14 protein-coding genes are annotated in these 20728 nt (G+C 64.0%); 1 reads left to right on the top strand and 13 read right to left on the bottom strand.

Annotated features, from left to right (window positions below; all coding sequences use genetic code 11):
* Window positions 1-26: 26 nt before the first annotated feature.
* From CW354_RS12580 to CW354_RS12530, 11 genes are all read right to left on the bottom strand, one after another.
* Window positions 27-1187: a glycine cleavage T C-terminal barrel domain-containing protein gene (locus tag CW354_RS12580; protein WP_104830451.1), complete on the bottom strand. Its 1161-nt coding sequence runs from the start codon at window positions 1185-1187 to the stop codon at window positions 27-29.
* Window positions 1184-2800 carry a phytoene desaturase family protein gene (locus CW354_RS12575; RefSeq protein WP_104830450.1) on the bottom strand — a complete coding sequence of 539 codons (1617 nt, stop codon included), beginning with the start codon at window positions 2798-2800 and terminating at the stop codon, window positions 1184-1186. The genes CW354_RS12580 and CW354_RS12575 overlap by 4 nt, the downstream gene beginning before the upstream one ends.
* Window positions 2793-4124, bottom strand: coding sequence for a phytoene desaturase family protein (locus tag CW354_RS12570; protein WP_104830449.1), 1332 nt, complete (start codon window positions 4122-4124; stop codon window positions 2793-2795). Before CW354_RS12570 ends, CW354_RS12575 begins: the two co-directional genes overlap by 8 nt.
* 35 nt (window positions 4125-4159) lie before the next feature.
* Window positions 4160-7024 (bottom strand): bifunctional [glutamine synthetase] adenylyltransferase/[glutamine synthetase]-adenylyl-L-tyrosine phosphorylase, encoded by a 2865-nt coding sequence (locus CW354_RS12565; protein ID WP_104830448.1) that lies wholly within the window; start codon window positions 7022-7024, stop codon window positions 4160-4162.
* Between the two features lie 55 nt (window positions 7025-7079).
* Window positions 7080-7364 carry an HU family DNA-binding protein gene (locus CW354_RS12560; protein ID WP_104830447.1) on the bottom strand — a complete coding sequence of 95 codons (285 nt, stop codon included), beginning with the start codon at window positions 7362-7364 and terminating at the stop codon, window positions 7080-7082.
* A gap of 118 nt (window positions 7365-7482) precedes the next feature.
* Window positions 7483-8907: a sensor histidine kinase gene (locus tag CW354_RS12555; RefSeq protein ID WP_104830446.1), complete on the bottom strand. Its 1425-nt coding sequence runs from the start codon at window positions 8905-8907 to the stop codon at window positions 7483-7485.
* Between the two features lie 9 nt (window positions 8908-8916).
* A complete protein-coding gene (locus tag CW354_RS12550; protein ID WP_104830445.1) occupies window positions 8917-9603 on the bottom strand; it encodes a response regulator transcription factor in 687 nt (228 codons plus the stop codon).
* Window positions 9604-9699: 96 nt separating this feature from the next.
* Entirely contained in the window at window positions 9700-11211 is a 1512-nt protein-coding gene (locus CW354_RS12545; protein ID WP_104830444.1) for a Do family serine endopeptidase, read from the bottom strand.
* Window positions 11212-11315: 104 nt separating this feature from the next.
* A complete protein-coding gene (locus tag CW354_RS12540; protein WP_104830443.1) occupies window positions 11316-12551 on the bottom strand; it encodes a bifunctional alpha/beta hydrolase/OsmC family protein in 1236 nt (411 codons plus the stop codon).
* A gap of 152 nt (window positions 12552-12703) precedes the next feature.
* A complete protein-coding gene (locus tag CW354_RS12535; protein WP_104830442.1) occupies window positions 12704-14122 on the bottom strand; it encodes a hypothetical protein in 1419 nt (472 codons plus the stop codon).
* Window positions 14123-14202: 80 nt separating this feature from the next.
* On the bottom strand, window positions 14203-15147 hold the full coding sequence (locus tag CW354_RS12530; protein ID WP_104830441.1) for a DnaJ C-terminal domain-containing protein: 945 nt from the start codon (window positions 15145-15147) through the stop codon (window positions 14203-14205).
* A 234-nt stretch (window positions 15148-15381) separates the two neighbouring features.
* Here CW354_RS12530 and CW354_RS12525 point away from each other — a divergent pair, with 234 nt between their 5' ends.
* The gene (locus CW354_RS12525) at window positions 15382-15741 is read left to right on the top strand and encodes a hypothetical protein (RefSeq protein WP_104830440.1); all 360 of its coding nucleotides are present in this window, start codon (window positions 15382-15384) and stop codon (window positions 15739-15741) included.
* Window positions 15742-16051: 310 nt separating this feature from the next.
* Here the strand turns inward: CW354_RS12525 and CW354_RS23100 are convergent, their stop codons facing one another.
* Together CW354_RS23100 and CW354_RS12515 are read right to left on the bottom strand one after the other, a co-directional pair.
* Entirely contained in the window at window positions 16052-16591 is a 540-nt protein-coding gene (locus tag CW354_RS23100) for a hypothetical protein (RefSeq protein ID WP_133162298.1), read from the bottom strand.
* A gap of 201 nt (window positions 16592-16792) precedes the next feature.
* Complete coding sequence (locus CW354_RS12515) at window positions 16793-20647, bottom strand: baseplate multidomain protein megatron (RefSeq protein WP_104830438.1); 3855 nt, start codon at window positions 20645-20647, stop codon at window positions 16793-16795.
* Between the last annotated feature and the right edge of the window lie 81 nt (window positions 20648-20728).

The raw sequence follows: 20728 nt of genomic DNA, 5'->3' as shown, positions 1-20728 counted from the left end.
AGCCGTCCCAGCAAGTCTTGAACGGCTCAGCGGCGGAAATCCGTCGAATTTCCCTGAACCCCGGCGAAGACCCGGGCGAGCGCGCTTTCCGCGGTTTCGAAAAGTTTCGCCGGAACCCGGCCTTCCGCCGGGCCGGCGACAGAAATTTCGTAGTTGTTTCCGTGGCTTGCCGCATCGATATCGGCGAAGGCGATGATCCTTTTGCGGGCCGGGGACCAGGCGCAGCTGGTGATCCGCCCGACAGGCTTGCCGTCCTGGAGAACCGCCGCGCCGGCCATGGACTGCTCGTCGTCGATGGAAAGCGAGATCAGCCGCCGGCGCGGCTTGCCGGCGAGCGCGCGCAGGGCCCGGCGGCCGTTGAACCAGCCCCGGTCGAGGGGGGCAAGATGCGCAAGACCAAGCTCTTCCGGCGTCCTCGGGCTCGCCCCCGGTTTCCCGGCGGGGGTGAAATCGAGGCCGGGACGAGGGCCCCCCGCTTCCAGCCTTAAGATTTCGAGTGCGTCGAGCCCGATGGGCGCGCCGGCGCCGCGGCGCATGATCCGCTCCCAGATGGTGAGCGCTTCTTCTTTCGGAAAAATGAGCTCCACCCCCGGCATGGCGCCGAACTGGATCGGCCGGGCCGCGGTTTCGACCCCGCGCAATATGCCCGACGCGGCCAGGGTTTCGCTCGCCGATTTCAGCCCGGCGGCGGCGAGAACGCCTGCGGTCTGCGGCCCGAACACGCCGAGCGCGGCCACCTGTCCGGAGATGTCTTCGGCGGCGACATCGAGCCCGCGTGCGCCGAGCGCAATATGGCGGGCGTGCGGCGTCGGCAAGGTGAGCAGGAAAAGATCTTCGGACAGCCGCGAGACTTCGGCGAGATCGATCACATGCCCCTGATCGTCGAGCATCAGGCCGCGGGCGCTTTCGCCCACCTGCAAACTCACCGCCGGCGCGGTCGTCAGGCGCCCGAGAAACGCCGCCGCTTCGCGCCCGCGCACGGCGTACCGCGCCAGGGCCCCAAGATCGGCGAGCGCCGCGGCGCTCTTGGCGGTTTCATATTCTCCGCTGACGGAGGAATAGATCCGCGCCGTGGTCCAGCCATTGACGGAGGTCCATAAATTCGCCTCGCTCGCCGAGGCGACGGCGGCGTAAAGCGGCGTCGGGCGCGGCGCGTCGGCGAAGAAATCTTCGGCGGGGAAAATCACGCCGCCCCCTTTCTATAGGCGCGCAAGGCGGCGCGCGCGGCGGCCCGGCCCGAAGCGCAGGACAGCCCGGCGCCGATCTGCGCTTCCGGCCCGCAGAAATAAAAGCCGCCGATCCCGCCGGAGCCCGTCACCGCCGAAGACAGCGCCCATTGCCGCAGCACGTCGGGCTTTGCGGCGTAGGCTGCGGGATTTGCTTTCGCCGCGGCGGCCTCGTCGGCGGCGAGCCTTAAATCATCCGCCTCGATGCGCCCGGAGAACCCGGCGGCGAACATTTCGATGGAATCGAGAATGGCGGTGCGGATCGCTTCGCGGCGCGCCGCATCCGGTTCGGCGTCGAAAGGCAGGGGATGAGCCATCACCGAGATTAGCTGGCGCTTGTCGAGCGCGGCGCCTTCGTCAAGCGCTGTCGGGAACACCGCCTCGACGATCAGGCGTTCGGGCACGCGGCCGGCGCGCGCCTCAATGAAAGCCTTCGTCAGCGCTTCGGGCGACGGCGCATAGACAAGCCGGCGCATCATGTTGCGGCGGGTGGCGTCGTCCTGGGCGACGCCTTTCAGGACGATCTGCATGCGCGCGCTGGAAATTTCGGGCTTGCGCGCCGTCAGCGCCCGCTGCAGGCCGATATCGAGCAACCCGGCGCCGATCATCTTGAGATAAGCCTGATCGGCGTCGATGGCGGCGACGACGATCGGCGCGCGCAGTTGCCCGCCGTCGGCGAGGGTGACGCCGCCCACCTTGTCGCCTTCGATCAGGATCGACTTCACCGGCGTCGCCGCGCGGACATCGACCTTTGCGGCTTGCGCAGCGCGGCGCAGCGCCGCAATCACCGAAACGGCGCCGCCCTTGGGATAGGCCGCAGCCCCTTGCAACCCCGCCGCCTCGCCGGCGTAACGGCGCAGCAATGAAAGGAAGCTGAACGGCTCGCCTGGCGCCGCGGCGGAGCGGAACGCCGTTTCCGCCAGCAACAGCGCCCGCAAGGGCCCGTCGCCGAAGCGATTGCGCAAAATCTCGTCAGCGCTCGAAAGAAGATACTGGCGCAGGCGCGCCGCCATTTCCGGCGCGGCGCCGGAGAGCGCCTTTTCGAGCTTGCGCTGCTGATCGCCGGCGGCAGGAAAAGCGAAGGGCCGGAAAGCCGGTCTTAAGAAGGCCGACATTTCAAGAACCTCGCCCATGAAGGCTTCGAGCGCTTCGCAATCGTCGTCATTGTCGAGCGACAGAAGCGCCGCCTGCGCAAGATCGCCGTCAAAACGCAACACATTGCCGCTTTCGAAAAAATACGTCGTGTCGAGACGGCGCGCGGCGAATTCGAGGCCATGGCGATAAAGATCGAGCTCGGCGATGACCTCCGGGTCGAGCACCGTGACGAGATGTTCCCCGTCGACGCCGTCGACGCCGGAGGCGATTTCGCGCGCGGCGATGCGCCCGCCGATTTCCGGTCCCGCGCCGACGAGCACCGTATGCAGGCCCGCCTTGCCGAGATAGGCGGCGGCGGCCAGTCCCTCCGCGCCGGCGCCGATGACAATGGCGTCGATGCCGCCTTCGATGAGGTGCGCGCTCGTCTTCGACTTTTCGCGCCCGTCTTTGTCGCCAATGGGATTTTTCTGATTACTCATCGCCCGTCATCACCCGATCAATGAGTTTCACAGCCGCGCCGATCGCATCGTGGCGGCGCGACTGCACGATGACGCGATCGCAACCGGCGAAGGGCGAGGGCCCGGCCGGCGGCGCGGCGACTTCGGCTTCGAAGCGGCGGATATGGCTGGCGAAACCCGGCATGCGGCTCGACAACCTTTCCCTGATGAGCGCCGCGGCGGCCTGGCGGTCCTGTCCGGTCCAGCCGCGCCATTCGCCGTCTTCGTAAAACGCCGCCGGCATATAGGACGAGCGCGCAATCAGCTCGCCATTGGGCGCGAATTCGAACTCAACCGGCAATTGCTCGTAAAGCCGTCCCTCGACCGCCGCGTCGCGGGCCTTCTGCAGATCTTCCGCGCTGTCGATGATCTCATAAAGCGCTTTCACGTCGCCGCCGGGCGGCTCGATGCCGTCGGCGAGACGGAAACGCATGGAAAAGAGCGCATGCCGCGCATAGCCTAAACCGTTCATGGCGCCGCCGCCGGTTCCCGCCGCCGCCGCGGCGTCGGGGGTGGCGAAGAAAACATGCTTCACCTTGATCCGGGCGTCATTGGCGAAGGTCACGGTCAGTTGTTTTCCGGAAGCCGGCTCGACACCGGTGATTTTCTCCGCCGTGAATTCAACGCCCGCATCCTGACACACCCGCTCAAGAACGGCGCGCAGGGAAGGTCCCTCCTTCGGCGTTCTCACGCGCCAGGCGTCGGCTTCGATATATTCCGCAAGCGCCGAAGCCGATCCGGCTTCGCGCGGCCCCGACCCGGCGAGGCTCAAAGCATGCGCCGCCACATGGGCCTTCAACCGGGGATCGGTGAAATAGTCGTCAAGCAGGTCCGCACACGGACCGAAAAGCCGCGCCGCCTTGTCGAGCAGTTGCGGATCGGCCAGGAGCGCGGCGAACTGCCGGCCGCCGGGCGCTTCGCCGCAGTAAAGCGCGTTGGTGAGGTATTCCTCTTCGCAAAGCGCGGCCATGTCCTCCAGGAAATCCCGCCAGACGAAATGATCCTCGCTTTCCGCCGCCTCGAGGGCGTCGGCGGTCTCGCGCGCGCTGGCGTAGCTCGTCACCGGCCCGCCTTCCTTCAGAAGCGTCACCCGGGCGCTGACGGGCTCCAGCGTCAGGTCGTAATCCTGAAGATCGAGCCGGCGCCAGACGAAATTGGGCACGGCGGAGGTCGCCGCCGGGGAGCGTTTTTTCCGCTCGGACGGGCGATGAACCGCAATGCGCGCGCCCGCCTTCGCCGCCGCGCCGGCGGCCGCAAGGCTCGCTTCGTCATCGCCGATGACCAGAAAGTCGAAAGATCCGTTCATAGCCCGCGCGGTTTATCCCGTATTCATCTGCCCGTTTACTTTTGACGGGCGCGCCGTTCGCCGACAATCTTGGTAAACAGCGCGGCGGTCTGCGCCTCATGGCGCAGCAAGTTTCGTTCCGCCGCGTCGATGGTTTGTTCTCCGCATACGGACGCCATTCTGACGCATAAGGCCTCCCCCGCCTTTTCCGGCGTAAACACGCCGCCGGTGGCCGCCCGGCTCACCTGCAAGACCGCCTCAAACAGGCGATGCGCGGATATTAACGTTTCCGCCTCTTCCTGCGCCAGTTCGCCCTCTTTCGCAAACCAGACGAGGGCCTTGGCGACGCTTCGGGGCGCGCGGCCTTTTGCACCGGCGCGCAGCGCGAGATACTGGCAAATGAAAGCGATGTCCGTCAGCCCGCCGACGATGTTTTTAACGTCCCAGGGACCGGCGCCCGGTTTCGCTTCGTCAAGGCGCGCGCGCATGGCGGCGACATCGCCGGGAAGCGTTTCAGGGTCGCGCGCACGCGCAACGATTGCGTCTATCTCCGCCGAAACCGCGTCGGCGAGCTTGCCCGCCGGGCCGATGACCCGCGCCTTGACCATCGCCATCGCCTCCCAGGTCCAGGCCTCTTCGGCGTAATAACGCCGGAAGGCGGCGAGGCTCACCGCCGCGGGGCCCGCCTTGCCCGAAGGCCTGAGCTGCATGTCGACCTCGTAAAGCGCCCCCTCCTCGGTGGCGGCGGACAGGGCCGTCACCGCCCGGCGCACGAGCCGGGTGAAATAGTCGACGGCGCCGAGCGGACGGGCGCCGTCCGACTGGGCGTCTTGAGGCGCGTCGTAAATGAACATGAGATCGATGTCGGAGGTCGCCGTCATCTCGCCCGCGCCGAGACGCCCGAGCCCCACCGTGACGAAGTCGCCGTCGACGGCGCCGTGCTGAGCCTCCATCTCCGCCAGCGCTGCGGCGAGAAGCGCGCGGATCGAGGCGTCGGCGATGGCGGTGAAATGGCGCGAGGCGTCCTCAGGAGAAAGAATCCCCACGGCAAGCTGCGCGGTGATCTGAAAGTTCTGTTCGCCGGCCCAGCGGCGCGCCGCATTGAGCGCCGCCTCGTAATCCGGCGCCGCCTCGACGACGGTCTTGCAGGCGTGTTCGTAACTTTCCGGAAGCGGCGGCGGCTCGGACCAGCGATTGTCGAGAAGGCGTTCGACAAGATTGAGATGTTTCGAAAACTGACGCCCGAGATAAGGCGAAATCGTCATGATGCGGATCAGCGTATCGAAAACGTCGAGATTGTTGAGAAGAAGCGAAAACACCTGCACGCCCGCAGGCAGGCGCGCCAGGAAATCCTCGAAGGCGAAAAAGGCCTCGTCCGGATCGCCGGCTTTCGACAGCGCTTCGAGCAGCGGCGGCACGAGTTTCGTCAACAGCGTGCGGGCGCGTTCGGTGCGCGTGGCGCGCAAGGTCCCCTTGTGCCAGCGCATGATCGCGGCGCTCACATCCGGCGCGCGTTTAAAGCCCAGCTTTTCAAGCGTTTCGAGCGTCGCCGGATGCAGCTCAACGCCGGTGAAAACCAGCGGCCCGAGGCGGCTCTCCGGCGTCTCGTCAGCTTCGAAGAGGCCGTCATAATGGGCGCTGACCCGTTCCAGCGTCGCCAGCAGTTTTTTGCGAAAAGCCTCGGCGTTCTCAGCGCCGGCGAAGAGCGCAACGCGTTTTATGTCTTCGGCCTCTCGCGGAATGCGATGGGTCTGTTCGTCATTCACCATCTGCAGACGATGCTCTACATGGCGAAGATAGCGATAAGCCTCGCTCAATTCGTCGCGCGCCGCCTCGGTAATCGCTTCCGCTTCGGCGAGCGCTTCCAATGCGTCGAGCGTGGCGCGCATGCGCAAGGCGGGGGTCTTGCCGCCAAGGATGAGCTGCTGTGTCTGGGCGTAAAATTCGATTTCGCGAATGCCGCCGCGCCCGAGTTTGACGTCATGACCTTCGAAGGCGATGTCGCCGCCGCCTTTCGCCGAATGCATCTGGCGCTTGACCGCATGCACGTCCTCGATGGCGGCGTAGTCGAAAAACTTGCGCCAGATGAACGGCCGCAGGGTTTTCAGAAAATTCTCGCCGAGCGCGATGTCGCCGGCGGCCGGACGCGCCTTGATGAAGGCCATGCGCTCCCAGTTCTGGCCGAAAGCCTCGTAATAGGATTCCGCCGAGGTCACCGAAATCGCCAGCGCCGTGACGCCGGGATCGGGACGCAAGCGCAGATCGGTGCGAAAGACATAGCCGTCCGCCGTCTGCATCTGCATCATGTTGACGACGTCGCGGGTGACCGCGACGGCGTGTTTTTGCGCCTCATGCCGGTCCTCATGCCCCATGCGGCTAGGGTCGAAGAGAACGACGAGGTCGATGTCGCTCGAATAGTTGAGCTCATAGGCGCCGTGCTTGCCCATGGCGAAAAAGACCAGGCCGAGGCTTGTCTCCAGCGGCGAACGCGCAATCGCACAAGCGAGCGCGCCTTTGAGCGCCGCGTCTGCGAAACGCGACAGCGCCTCGGTCGTCTCCATGACGCTCCAGGCGCCGCCGATATCGGCGAGCGCGATGAGAAGCGCCGCATCCTGTTTTGCTTCGCGCAGCGCCTTCATCTGCGCGTCCATGCCGTCGGCTTCCGCAACGCTTTCGGCCCGGGCGAGAATGTCTTTCAGCGTCTCGTGCGGGGGCGCGGCGAACATGGCCGCAAGCCCGTCCTTGCGCCCCAGGGCGAGGCGGCGGAGATAAGGCGAGGCGCCGGCGACGCCCTTCAGAAGCGCGCGCGCCGGTTCCGGCAGAGCGGCGAAGCCGCCATCGAGGCTTTCAATGAATTGCGCCGCCGCCTCCGCGTTATAGACGGCGGGAGCGGAAACGATGCTTTCGGCAAGGCTTTTCATTGCGTGTAAAATGGGCGGGCGCGGGAGTGAAATCCAGCAAAAATATGAGCCGGTTTCAGCAGCCGGCCGCTTCCTTCAGGGCCGAAGACGGGCGGAAGCGCAGGGACTTCGACGCCTTGATGGTCATTTCCTCGCCGGTCCGGGGATTGCGGCCCTTTCGCGCCGGGCGTTTGGAGATGGTGAACGTGCCGAAGGTGCCGATGGTGTATTTTCCCTCCTTGCGGGCGCGCCGCAGGCCGTTTTCGATTTCGCCGAAAACCAGCTCCACCATGCGTTTGGCTTCCGCATTGGTGAGGTCGCCGGCGTCGGCGACATGGGCGATGAAGTCCGCTTTGCTCATCTATCTCATCCTCTCTTGCGCATCCCGCGATCATCGCGAAAGGGCGCAACTTATGGTTCATCATCATCTGTGAATGCGGCGCGTTGTATGAAAATTCGGACAAGCTTCGCAAGGTCCGTCAATCCGAAGGCGGAAAGGTCATGACGACGCCGAGGCCGCAGCCCTGGTCGTTTTCATGTTTTATTCCGTCCGTCAGTTCGATTGTCGCGCCGTGCGCGCGCGCAATTGCGGAGACGAGCGAAAGGCCAAGCCCCGACCCCGGCGTCGACCGGCTCGCTTCAAGACGCACGAAGCGCTCGAAGATCCGTTCGCGGTCTTCCGGCGCGACGCCCGGGCCGTTGTCGGCGACGGAAAACACCGCGCCGCCGTTTTTGGCGCGCCCGACCTTCAAGACGATGCGCGTGCCGCCCTCGGCGTATTTCAGCGCATTGTCGAGGAAGTTCGCCACCGCCTGGGAGACAAGCTCGCGCGAGCCTTTCACCAGCGGCGTCGGCGCAGTGACAAGCTCAAGCTCGAAGCCGGCGTCCTGGGCCGCCGGTTCGTAAAGCTCGGCCATTTCCTCGGCGATGGCGACAATATCGATCGGCTTCAAGGCGCCGGCGCCCTCGCCCGACTGAATGCGCGCAATGGAAAGCAGCGCATTGAACGTCGCCAGCAGTTTTTCCGAATCATCGATGGTGGCGCGCAGGGCTGCGTCTTTCGCCGCGTCATCGCCTTCGAGCGCATTGGTGAGCCGGTTCCGGATGCGCGTTAAAGGCGAGCGCAGGTCATGGGCGATATTGTCGGAAACATCGCGCATGCCGGCCATCAGGCGCTCGATCTGATCGAGCATGGAATTGAGGTTGGCGCTGAGGTCGTCGAGTTCGTCGCCGGAGCCGGTGAGCGGAATGCGCTGGGAGAGATCGCCGCCGCGGATCGCGCGCGCCGTCTTGTTGACCACCTCGACCCGGCCGAGAAGCGTGCGCGAAAACACAAGGCCGATGACGACGCCGAGCGCCACAGTGACGAGCGCGGCGCGGGTGATCACCGCCTGGGTGCGGCTGCGCAGATATTCGCGGCTCGCAATGTCGCGGGCGACGACGACGAGGAAGGACTGTTCGGCCTCGGGCGAGGCGCGAAACCGCATCATCTTGCCGCGCGCTTCGCGCTGCTGCACGCCGACCTCGCGGCCCGCCGCGTCGACCAACGGTTTTTCGAATTTGAAATTGAAAAAATCGCCTTCCGCCTGCAACGCTTCGGGCGGAAGCGCGGTGAGATTGCCGGCGAGGACGGCGCCCGAGGGCGCGCCGATCAGCATGTAGATCGCATCATCGGACCAGGCGGTGCGCTGGCGGATGACGCGGGTCAGCATGCCCGATCCGCTGGTGGAGAACAGCTCGGCGAGAACGCCGATCTCGGTGTCGATGACCCGGTCCGTTTCTTTCGCCGCGTCGCCGAAAGTCGCAGTGTAAAGATAAGCGCCCAGAAGCGCCACCGCGCCGGCGAAAAGCACGACATAGATCAGCGTGAAGCGGAACGATGTCGTGCGTAAAAGGCGCAGCATGGAGCGCGCCTATTCGTTGTCGTCGGACAAGCGGTAGCCCGCGCCGCGGATGGTTTTCAAAAGCGGCTTGTCGAAGTCCTTGTCGATCTTGGCGCGCAAACGCGAGATGTGAACGTCGATCACATTGGTCTGCGGATCGAAATGATACTCCCAGACATTTTCGAGGAGCATGGTGCGCGTCACCACCTGGCCCGCATGGCGCATCAGATATTCAAGCAGGCGAAACTCGCGCGGCTGCAGATCGATCTTGCGCTCGGCGCGGCGCACGGCGCGCGTCAAGACGTCGAGTTCGAGATCGCCGACCGTGAAGCGCGTCGTTACTTCCGACGGGCTTGAGGCGCGCCGGCGGCCCATGGCCTCGATGCGCGCGAGGAGTTCGGGAAAGGCGTAAGGCTTGACCAGATAATCGTCGCCGCCGGCCTTGAGACCCGACACGCGGTCGTCGACCTCGCCGAGCGCGGAGAGAAACAGGGCCGGCGTCTCGTCGCCCTCGTCGCGGCGATTCGCGAGCAGCGCCAGCCCGTCCATTTTCGGCAGCATGCGGTCGATCACATAGGCGTCGTAACCGCCCGAGGACGCCATATTGAGCCCGGATTCGCCGTCCAGCGCGTGGTCCACCACATGCCCGGCCTCACGCAAGCCCTTGGCCGCATAGGCCGCCGCTTCCGCATCGTCTTCAACCAGAAGGATTCGCATATCGTCACCTTAGCCGAGTTTAGCGTTGTTCTGCAAAAAACTTCGCGCCCGCTCATCCGCCGGACCGGCCGGGGATCGCGGGCGCGCAGAAAGCAGCTATTGACTGTCGAGCGACAGCGCCCCGAACTGGCGGTTGGCGCCGAACTGCATGCGCAGGAGGACGGCGTCCTTGCCGGATTTCTTGGCGTTTTTGATCTTGCCGCGAAGATCGTCGCCATTGCGGATTTCCTCGCCGTCGACCTGCAGGATCACGACGCCGGGCTGGAGCCCGGCGCTTTCGGCCGGACTGCCGGGACGGACCGCTGTCACCACGACGCCGTCGACATCGTCGGGCACGCGGAACTGCTGGCGCAGCGCATCGTTCAGATTCGCAACGCGCACGCCCACATCGGCGGCGAGGCTGTCATTGTCATTGGACGGAACGTCGTTTTCCGCAACCTGCGCAGCTTCATCGCGCTGGCCGAGCTTGACCGTCATATTGCGGATCTTGCCGTCGCGCTGAACGCGCAGTTCAACCTTTTCGCCCGGCGAGAAGGACGCGACGCGGCGCGAAAGCTCGTTCGCCGTCTCCACATCTTCGCCGTCGAGACCGAGAATGACGTCGCCGTCCTCAAGACCGGCCTTTTGCGCCGGCGTGCCGTCGATGACGTCGGCGACGAGAACGCCGCCCGGTTCTTTGAGGCCGATGGCAGCGGCGATTTCGGTCGTGACTTCCTGAAGCTGAATGCCGAGCCAGCCGCGGGTGACCGCGCCGTTCCGGATAAGCTGCGCCACGGTTTCCTTGGCGACGCGGGCGGGGATCGCAAAGCCGATGCCGACGCTGCCGCCATTGGGGGAAAAAATCGCCGTATTAACGCCGACGACGCGGCCCTTGAGATCGAAGGTCGGCCCGCCGGAATTGCCGCGGTTGATGGGCGCGTCGATCTGCAGGAAGTCGACATATTGATTGGCGCGGTTCTGGCCGCCGATGGCGGAGACAATGCCGCTCGTCACCGTGCCGCCGAGACCGAACGGGTTGCCCACCGCGACGACCCAGTCGCCGACGCGCAAATTTACGTCGTCGGCGAATTCAACAAAAGCCTGCTCCTCGCGGGGCTTCACTTTAAGCACGGCGAGATCCGTCAGCGGATCGGTGCCGACCACTTCGGCGTCCACTTCATCGCCATTGGCGAGGCGGACTTTCACGATGTCGGCGTCTTCGACAACGTGGTTGTTGGTGACGATATGGCCTTCCTTGTCGATGAAAAAGCCGGAGCCCTGCGCCTCCATGCGGCGCACGCCGCCGTCGAAATCATCGGAGCCCTGATCGTCCGGAAACCCGAAACGAAACTGAAACAGGTCTTCGATTTGCGGCGGCACGCCGCGGCGCGTCTCCACCTCGCGCTCCACAAGAACGCTGACCACGGCGGGGCTTACGCGCTCGACGAGATCGGCGAAGGAGAGCGTGCCGTCGGCGGCGAGCGGCGGCGCCATGAGGCGCGGCGCCTGGGCCTGCGCTGCTGAAAATCCGAAACTGGCGGCGGTCAGCGCGCTCGCCGCGATCCCGGCGGCGACGATCGCGGCCAGACGGGTTTTTGATTTTGTCTTGTACTGTGTCGACAACTTCATGATCCTTCTTCAGCCTTCAATGAGAAAGCGCCCCATCGCTTGACCATAATGTAATTAAGTATGGCGAGAGCTAAGCAAAAGCGTCCCAGTCGCATTAAATATTGTTAAAACTTTGAAACAAGACGGGAATTCACCGTCACGCCGCGCGTGAGAAGACGGTGAACCGGACATTTGTCGGCGATTTCGAGGAGGCGCGCCTTTTGCTCGTCATCAAGATCGCCGCTGACAGCCAGCTCTTTTTCGAATTCGCCCGGCGTATGGGATTCCTGTTTTTCGCCCCGGCGAATGCGGATTTCCGCCGATTGCACGTCCCAGCCCTTGCGCCGCGCATACATCTTAATGGTCATGACGCCGCAGGCGGCGAGCGCGCCTTCCACGGTGCGGGTCGGATTGGGGCCGAGATCATGGCCGCCTTCTTCTTCGCTCGCATCGATCGTCATGGGATAGCCGTCAATGGACAGCGCCACCGCCAAAGGCTCGCCCGGGACGGTTTGCGCGAGCGCGCCGCCGGCAAAGGGCGGCGCGGCGTAGGATGACGCAGCGTCTTGCGTCTCCGCCGGTTCCGCATCCTCCATAGGCGCGCCGATATAGCGCCCGGCCCAGGCGGCGAGCACGCCAGCCGCGTAGCGCGCGTCTTCGGGTTTCGAAAGAAGATGATCGGCGTCGTCGAGACTGATGAAGCTTTTTGGGTGCTTCGCCGCCGCGAAAATCTTCGCAGCGTTTTCGATGCCGACGGTTTTATCGAGCGGCGCGTGCATGATAAGGAGCGGCTTTTTCAAATTCTCCGCCGCCGCGGTGACGTCCTGGTTTTCAAGGTCGACGAGAAACTGTTTCTTGATGGTGAAGGGCCGGCCGGCGAGATCGACCGTCGCGAAGCCCTTCTCTTCGATTTCGTCGCGATGTTCGGAAATCTGCTTCACTACATGACCGGCGTCGGCGGGGGCGCCGATGGTGGCGACGCCTTTGACTTCGGGAATGCGCGACGCCGCGACGATCGCCGCGGCGCCGCCCAGCGAATGGCCGATGAGGATCGACGGCGCCTCATAAGTTTCGCGCAGGAAATCCGCCGCCGCGACAAGGTCGTCCACATTAGAGGAGAAATTGGTGTTGGCGAATTCGCCTTCGGACGCGCCGAGCCCGGTGAAATCGAACCGCATCACCGCGAAGCCTTTAGCGCGCAGGGCCCTTGCGATTTCGCGGGCCGCCTTGATGTCCTTGGTGCAGGAAAAACAGTGCGCGAAAAGCGCATAAGCGTGCGGGCGCTCGGGCAGTTCAAGCGCCGCAGCGAGGGTTTCGCCCCCGGCGGATTTGAATTCGGTCTTTTTTGTTTCACCGGTCATAATTTTTCTCAAAGCTTTTCAGTCTTCCTCTTCCCCCGCTTGCGGGAGAAGCGCCCCCGAAGGGGGCGATGGGGGTCTTGTCTGCCCCTTCCGTCCGCTTCGCGGCTGCCTCCCCCATGAATGGGGGAGGCAGCGCTGCGGAGTCTTTATGCCTAAACCGTCACCGCCGCAGCGGCGGCGCGATCACGGATCAGGCCGATCTCGTCACTTTTCAGCAAGGGCGAAACCACCGACAGCGTCTGTTCGAGAAGATGTTTGGCGGCGGCGCGTTCGCCGCCCTCCGCGGCGCGGATTTCCGCCACGAGATCGTTGGCGTAGACCCGCGCCTTTTCGGTCGCTTCTTCGAGCACTTTCTGGGCGAGGCCCGGATCGGCGCCGAGACGGCGCGCCTCCGCCGGGGCGTCGGACAACAACCCCACCGCGGCGTGCGCGTCGTCGATCACGTCCGGCGCCAGCGCTTTCGAAATGTCGGGACGCGGCGAGACCAGCCGGCTCGACCCGCCCGCCTTGCGCACCGGCAGGGCGGCGCGAAGCGCCGTCAGAGCCTGCTCCACAAAGCGCGCATGGGCCTCGCCGGCGATGTCGCGGCAGGCCTCGATGCGGTTCAAAAAGACATTGTCCCCGGCTCTGGCGGCCTGGCGCGACAGGCCTTCGGCGTAATCGGTGAACCAGGAAAGCCGCGCCGCCGCTGTCTTGGCGTTAAGCTCTTGCGTTCCCGCCCGTTCGAGGGCGCGGGCCATGTTTTCAAGGTCTTCGAACAGGCTTTCGGGCAGCGCCATCACCGTGTCGCGCGCGCCCGCCAGCCGCTCGTCGGCGCTTTGCGCGAGATGGTAATAAACCCCGAGCGCGCGCCACGGCGCCTCGAGCCGGCCCTTCAGCGCCAGCAACAGATAAGCGCCCGTCGCCGGAGACTGTTCGTAAGCGGATAAAAAGAGCTGGCGCAGATCGTAATACTGCTCTTCGGTGAGCGAAGGCGAAGACGACGGCACGACGACGCGAAGCGTGCGCAGGGCTTCCGCGCCTTCCAGCAGCAATCGGATTTCCTCGAAATCGGCGTAAGCCGCTTCGCCGCCGAGGTCTTCCACAAGCTCCCGGCGCGCCGCATCGCTTTCCCTGACCCGCGCGGCGAGCCGGCCGAGCCCGGCTTCGGCGGCGAGAAACATCGCCCGTTCGAGGGGCTTCACATCGCCTTCCCCCGCATACGCATCGTCGAGCGCGGCGGCGGCCATGGCGGTTTCGGTGAGCGCCGGATCGGTCATCATCACCCGCCAGAGCGGGTCGAGCGTGGTGCGCGCGATCTGGGCCCGGCGTTTCTTGCCGGTGCGCAAAGTGACGAAGAAATCCTCAAACGGATCGAAGAAAGTGCGCTTGGCGCTGGGACGGCGGACAGGCGGCGAGCCGCGCTCGATCAGCTTGCGGCGCAAATCCCCAAGAATGGCGTCATGGGGAATGTCTTTTCCGCCTGCGGCCCGGTCCGCCTCGAGGGCGCTGAAAAGCTTCAGCGCGGCCGCGACGGGCAGCTCGCCCAGAAACGCAGACAGGCGCTCTCTTTTCCGCGGAGACAGGGTCATGGCGCTTAATCAGGTCCCAAGGCAGTGATCGTCTTTACTCGTACGGTTTCGGGCTTGGCCAGTCAAACAAACCCCGAAGCTTAAGCGCCGGCGAAATCCTTGCGGCTTTTCTCCGCGCCCTTCCAGCTTTTGACGAATTCCTCAAGATCGGCGTCGCCGCCTTCGGGCAGGATGATCTTAAGCTTCACATATTGATCGCCCGCGCCGCCGGACCGTTTCGGCGCGCCCCGGCCCTTGAGCCGCAAGACCGTGCCCGAGCTCGAATATTTCGGCACATTGACGGTGACGTCGCCGGCGATGGTCGGCGCGGTGATCTTGCCGCCGAGGACCGCTTCTTTCAGCGTGATCGGCGTTTCGATATAGATGTCGTCGCCCTTGCGCTCGAAGAGCGGATGGGGCTTGACCTTCACTTCCACATAAACGTCGCCGGCGCCGCCGGGACCGCGCTCGCCCTGGCCTTTAAGGCGCAGGGTCTGGCCGTCCTCGAACCCGGGGGGAATCGAAAGGTCGAGGGTCTTGCCGTCGGGCATGGTGACGCGCTTTTTCGCGCCGTTCACGGCGTCGAGGAAATCGACCTCGAGACGATATCTGACGTCGCGTCCGCGCATCTGGCTTGCGCCGCCGCCATGGGCGCGCCCGGCGCCGCGCGCGCCGAAAATATCGGAGAAGATGTCGGAGAGATCCTCGAACGAGGCGCCCGCGCCCGGCCCGCCGCCGGGACCGGCCCCGGCCTGGCTGTAGCCGCCGCGCCCGCCGGTCGCTTCGCGCTGGGTCCATTGGTGGAAGGGGTTGGGCCGCTCGCGGCCCTCATCGTCGATCTCGCCGCGGTCGTATTTCTTGCGCGTATCCGGGTCGCCGATGATGTCGAAGGCGGCGGAGACCTCCTTGAACTTGTCCTCGGCCTTCTTGTCGTCCGGATTGCGGTCAGGATGGTATTTCTTGGCGAGCTGGCGGAAGGCGGAGCGGATTTCCGCGTCCGTCGCCTTCGGGCTCAAGCCCAGCACAATGTAAGGATTGCGCGCCACGTCCCGTCTAATCCCTTGTTAAAACCCTACAAAAAAGGCGCCCGCCCGGTTCGGGCGGAAGGCCCATTCGCCATAGAGATAGGTGATTTTCCCCCGAAATGAAGAGTTTAGGGTTAATTTTCCCGGGGGAATTTGAGGGATGGGGAACTGGCTGCGCCCCCAGACAGCCCGCTTCCCTCATCGGGGTTTGACTGGAAGCGATAAATTGTTGTTTCCTTTTCATCTAATGAAGAAATGAAAGAGACGAATTTGCAAGACCAGCAGGATAAAGAGGAAGAAAAGCAGGGCGTTCTCAGTTACGCACTCGCGGCTTTTACTCTTTACACCATAGCCAAACCGCTCTTCGAGGTCGGCACGGACGCCTCACGCCCGGCGCCACTCCTGGATGTCGTGGTCTTTATCATCGTCGCCATCGCCGGCGTTGTTTTCATCGCAGTCCTAATCGGTCTCTTGGCCGGAAAGGAAATTGACGATGAAGAAGCCATAGAAAACCCGAGTTGGTCATTGCGCGCAAAATTTGCATTCGCTGTTCTTTTGGGGATGGCTGCAATGTTTGGGATTCTTTTCACCTACATGTTCTGGCTGACCGGATAGAGCAATTGAAACAATGAATAGAAAAATACTGACACTTGCCGCATGGGTCGGGCTGATCGGAATGCTCATGTGGACTGGCATGTCCAGTTCCGTTTTCGAAAGCCGGTTGCTCAACTTTTCCTATGAAATCGGCGCATCCATCCTAGCGATTGCTCTAGTACTATTTTTCTTTTTTGCAGCTACAAAGCTCTTCCCAAATTCCAGGGGCCTTTCGTCTATCGCCATTCTTGTACTTTGTATTTTGGTAGGCGTCTTTGCGAAATTTTTACTGGACAATCAGATGCACGCAAAAGCGCCTACCCTCAAACAATCAAGCCACACCGGGTCGCAGGTGGCAATTTGAGTTTTCGTAGCTTTTAGCCAAGTCTAACAATTCATCGCCCAGCCTTTCATGTTGAGCCTTCAAGCGCTCTATTTCCCGCTCTAAACGACGGGCCTCGCTAAAAGCGGACCTTGCGCTTAGAGCATTAGCTCCCGCTGAGAGAGCCCCTCCAACGAATGGCGCCAAATCCAGCAAATCTCTTCTGGTAAATTTTCCAAGCTGCAATCTTCGTAACTTAGTAAGGCCTCGCGCGGCGCTTCCTAACGCGCTGCCAAGCGCAATAAGAGCCGAAAGTAAAGCCGCATTTCGCACATCCCTAGCCTGATCTTCCAAGCGATTAACCTCACGTTGCATATCAACAATGCGATCGTGTATGTGGTCGAATCCGATTTTCTTACGATCGAATTCGGCTCGCAAATCACTGCAATAAGACTTTGCTTCTAGCACATTTTCTTCTCTGTAAGCCGCGGTCGCATTCATCACCGCCTCCGCGAGGCTGGCGCCGCTGAAATGGTTTTGTTTTGGCATGGTTTCAAACTCCTTTACTATTTTGGTCTTGCTGATTGCTTTTCAATTCGCGATTCCCCACGCTTTAAGCGTGGATCCAGATTCCCGTCCCGATGTTTCATGCAATACGAACTGGAAGCTGATCCGGCGAACGTCGGAGATAGACTCCACGGGCAAGCCGTGGAGAGTCGCCTGTGGCAGCGTATGCATCATACGATGCAATCACTGCGCGATCACCGGCGACCCAGACGCCTCCGCCCCCTCCCCGACGGCGTCGGAAAGCTGCGCGACGGCGAAGGTCAGGGTTTCGCCGGGATCGGGCGATCCGAAATCGGCCAGAATGTCGGCGGCGGCGTAAACGTATTCCGGCGAAGCGGTCTCCGCCGTGCGCACCGGGGTTTCGCCGTCATAGATCGCGACGCGATAGCTTTCAGTCAGTTCGCTTAAGGGAACCTCGCCCTCCCAGGCGTCGCCGCCGGCCCGCGTCCTTCTGATCCAGGAGAGGCGGATGTCGCCGCCTTCCCATCTCGCGCGCAGATGCACCGGCGACAAGGGAAGGAGGCCACGGGCGGTCAGTGTCAAATCCCGCGCGGTGAAATTCTCCGTATCGGGAAGATCGCTTTCGGGCCCCGCCTGCCATTCGAAGGAAAGTCCGCGCAGGCTCGCGCTGAACGAGGCTTGCGTCACCGCGGCATTGAGGAAGACGAACCGCGCCCCGGCGGATGCGCCCGAGAGCGCCTCGCGCTCCGTGCCCGCCTGTCCGCGCAGCAATCCCGTCAGGCGCCAGAGATTGGCGCCGATCAGCTCGGCGGTCTCGAACTGGCAGACCTCCCAGCTTCCCTCGTCGGATTTGACGGCGAAGGCGTTGGCGCCGGCGAAGAGGTCTTCTTCCTGCTTCGAGGATAGCGTTCCGTAGGAAAGCCGCACGTCGACACTGCGCCAGATGCGCCGTCCCGACCCGGCAGGCGGCAGCGCGGTTTCGAGCCGGCCCATGACGGCCCGCGCCGGCGCCAGTCCGGCCAGCGCCGGCGCGCCGCCCGAACTGCGATAGAGCGCCACGCCGCCGGGCCACGGGTCGGAAAACGCCGCCAGCCACGGCGCCGCCGGATCTTGCGTCTCGCGGATCAGCGGCAGGTCCATCAATTCCCAGACGGGCGCGGAATAGACGATCACCGCGCCGGGCGCCGCGAAGGACGCGGGCGTCGTCGGCGCGTCGTAAACAGCGGGAGCCACGCGCACCAGCGAACAGTCGCGCGACACCCCGTCCTCGATTTCGAGAATGCGGTAACGCCGCTCCGTTCCGAGATCGCTCACCACCACCGCGTCGCCGGGCTCCGCGGCCAGCGCGGACGGCGGCAGGGAAAATTCGAGGCTCTCGCGCATCACCCAGGCGTCCGCGAGGATGGATCGCGCCCGCGCCTCCGCTTCGGCCACGGGGATCACCGCGGCGACATCCGCCCCCGCTTCGCGTTTCGGCCCGGCGCCCGGATCGCGCGCCTCGGCGACGGCGGCGGCGAAGTCTTCGGCCTCGTCGAAAAAGCCGAGCCGGAAGGCGGCGGGCAGATCCGCCTCCTGCGCCAGCGCCAGGGAAAAGGCGCCCCCGTCCCGCGCCGCCAGCGAGGCGGCCTCGAGCGTCAAAACCGGCTCGCCATGGCGCGGCTGAAAGCGCAGCGCGCCGCCCGTCTCGACGATGTCGAACTGATAAACATCCGCCAGCGGATCGATCGTCTCGCGCGCGGACAGAGGCCGGTCGACCACATAGCCGGTGACGACGCCTTCGAGGCGGTCGGTCTCCACATTGGAAAAGCCCGCCTCGCCCGCCAGCGCCTTCACGAGAAGGCCCAGCGGCGCCCGGCCAAGCCGCCCGTTCAGCCAGTGGCCCTTCTCCCAGTTCGCCGTATCGCCCCAGACATCCGCGCGGGCGGGAAAATCCGGGAAAGGCCGCGCGTCAAAGGCGTAGACATAGCGCCGGTCGGCATCGACCATGGGGCCGCCATAAACGGAAGAGACCGGATTGTTGGCGGACTTGCCCCAGAACGCGGCCTGCGCCTCCAGAAACCGGCGCTGGGCCATGTCGTCGCGATAGCCGCTGGAAAAATGCGGCAAGGCGCTTTCCGTGCTTTTCGCGTCGACGAAGACATTGGGCTGATTGGCCCCCTTGTCGACGGCGGGACAACCCGTTTCCGTGAAATAAAACGGCTTCGACTCCGGAACCCAGGCGGTTGGAGACGCCTCGCGCACGCCGCCGGGGCGGTTATGATGCGCGTTCGACCACCAGCTCCAGAAATCCTTGGCGCGAAACACCCAGTCCTCGCCATAGGCGCCGTCGCTGATCGGCGTTCTGACCTGCGCCTCGCGGTCTTCATCGCTCGCATAATACCAGTCGTAACGCTCGCCGCCTTTGATGTTCGCTTGCAGATAATCGGGATCGTACTGGCTTTTGGCGCCGGCGAGCGCGTCCGCATGCGCAAAGCCGTCGCGCCAGTCAGCGACGGGGAGATAATTGTCAACGCCGATAAAGTCGATGTCATGATCCGCCCAGAGCGCGTCCAGGTGAAAGAAAACGTCGCCGGAGCCGTCGCCCGGCTGATGGCCGAAATATTCCGACCAGTCGGCGCCGTAGGAAATCTTTGTGGACGGGCCCAGAATGCTGCGCACTTCGCCGGCGAGCGCGATCATCTGCGCAACCGCCGGGTAAGTGTCGGCGTCATCGCGCGTCGTCGTGACCCCGACGAGTTCCGAGCCCAGCAAAAACGCATCGACCCCGCCGGCCAGCGCACAGAGTTTGGCGTAATGCAGGATAAAGCGCCGGAAGGACCATTCATTCGATCCCGAATAGACGACCTCGTCGCCCGAGATGGAAAAGTCCGAGGCGTCCGCATCGCCGAAAAAAGTCGAAATGACCGCAGTCGCGCCTGCGGTCTTGTCCGCCGCCCCCGCATCGATGCGGCCGCGCCAGGGATAGCCCGCCGCGTCCATCAAAATGAACGGATGGAACATCACCTTGAGGCCTTTGGCTTTCAGCGCCGCGATCGCTTCCACGACCGAGCGGTCCGCCGGCGTGCCGCCATAAGCGGCGGCGCCGTCGACGGTGGAGATGAGATGCGCATCATCGCGCGCGACGCCGCCCGCCTTCCACGCATAAGGCGCGGTTTCCTTGTCCGCCGTCTCGACGCCGGGCCGGATCGCGCAGGAAGCGGCGTTGACGGAGGTTCCGAACCAGGCGGCTCTCAGCGAGACGTGTTCCAGATTGGGCGCCGCGTCGGCAAGCGCCTCGAGCGACGCGGCGAAATCCGTGACGCCCTGATTGTTGTGGACGTTCTCCGAGGCCGTGACCCCTTCCTCGATAAGGCGCGCGACGGCGCTCGTTCCGTAAACGAACTCGCCGGAGGCCGGGATCATGGAGACAGCGGTCAGCTTGTTTTCCAGCGCGTTCTCATCGGCGCTTTTGAGGCTCTTTTCGATCTCGAAGGAAAGCTGCGGAATGCGGTTGCCGAAATCTTTGAGCGGCAGATCCTCGAAGACGATATAGGCGAGGCCGCGAAATGCCGGCGCCTCGCCCTCCACCGCGTCGATCAGCGCATCGGGCGTCTGCGTTTCCTCGCCGCGATAAAGGCGCACATTGTGTTTCGACAGATCGAACGGCTTGCCGTCGGCCCAGACGCGGCCTACCCGGTCGATGACGCCTTCGCACAGGCCCACCGCAAAAGAGATGGAATAGAGATACTCCGTGTAGGTTGTTTGCGCCGCGGGCCGTCCGCCCTTGCCGCCGGAGCTTTCGGTCGATTGCGAGGCCGTTTCCTTGAAATTCGCCGCCCAGATCAATTGCCCGGCGACGCGCGCGCGGCCATAGACGCGCAGGATCGGCGCGCCTTCCTGGCTCGCCTGCACCTGAAAACTTTCAAGGCGCGGACCTTCCACCTTGCGCTTGCGCGGTCCGAAGACCAGCCGGTCGGCATACCCCGCCGCGTAAGACGCGGCGGTCGTCGCCACAGTGCGCGCCAGAAAGGCGCCGACGCCGCTTTTGACGGCGGCGCCGGCGCCGGTCTGCGCGGCGGTGAGGAGGAGTTGGGCCATGATTTACGCTCCGTCGATGCAGGCTCCGAACCATTCCCTCTCCCCCTTGGGGAGAGGACCAGGGTGAGGGGGAAAGAGTCT

It is taken from the genome of Hyphococcus luteus, assembly GCF_002943565.1.
Lineage (GTDB): Bacteria > Pseudomonadota > Alphaproteobacteria > Caulobacterales > Parvularculaceae > Hyphococcus > Hyphococcus luteus.
The sequence above is the reverse complement of the archived record's forward strand: the minus strand, read 5'-3'. Positions and strand labels throughout refer to the sequence as shown.

Excerpts from the sequence above, each read along its gene's own strand:
- CW354_RS12565 (WP_104830448.1), bottom strand. The coding sequence starts at position 7,024 with ATGAAAAGCCTTGCCGAAAGCATCGTTTCCGCTCCCGCCGTCTATAAC.
- CW354_RS12560 (WP_104830447.1), bottom strand. The coding sequence starts at position 7,364 with ATGAGCAAAGCGGACTTCATCGCCCATGTCGCCGACGCCGGCGACCTC.
- CW354_RS12515 (WP_104830438.1), bottom strand. The coding sequence starts at position 20,647 with ATGGCCCAACTCCTCCTCACCGCCGCGCAGACCGGCGCCGGCGCCGCC.
- CW354_RS12575 (WP_104830450.1), bottom strand. The coding sequence starts at position 2,800 with ATGAGTAATCAGAAAAATCCCATTGGCGACAAAGACGGGCGCGAAAAG.
- CW354_RS12570 (WP_104830449.1), bottom strand. The coding sequence starts at position 4,124 with ATGAACGGATCTTTCGACTTTCTGGTCATCGGCGATGACGAAGCGAGC.
- CW354_RS12540 (WP_104830443.1), bottom strand. The coding sequence starts at position 12,551 with ATGACCGGTGAAACAAAAAAGACCGAATTCAAATCCGCCGGGGGCGAA.
- CW354_RS23100 (WP_133162298.1), bottom strand. The coding sequence starts at position 16,591 with ATGCCAAAACAAAACCATTTCAGCGGCGCCAGCCTCGCGGAGGCGGTG.
- CW354_RS12535 (WP_104830442.1), bottom strand. The coding sequence starts at position 14,122 with ATGACCCTGTCTCCGCGGAAAAGAGAGCGCCTGTCTGCGTTTCTGGGC.
- CW354_RS12525 (WP_104830440.1), top strand. The coding sequence starts at position 15,382 with ATGAAAGAGACGAATTTGCAAGACCAGCAGGATAAAGAGGAAGAAAAG.
- CW354_RS12545 (WP_104830444.1), bottom strand. The coding sequence starts at position 11,211 with ATGAAGTTGTCGACACAGTACAAGACAAAATCAAAAACCCGTCTGGCC.
- CW354_RS12555 (WP_104830446.1), bottom strand. The coding sequence starts at position 8,907 with ATGCTGCGCCTTTTACGCACGACATCGTTCCGCTTCACGCTGATCTAT.
- CW354_RS12550 (WP_104830445.1), bottom strand. The coding sequence starts at position 9,603 with ATGCGAATCCTTCTGGTTGAAGACGATGCGGAAGCGGCGGCCTATGCG.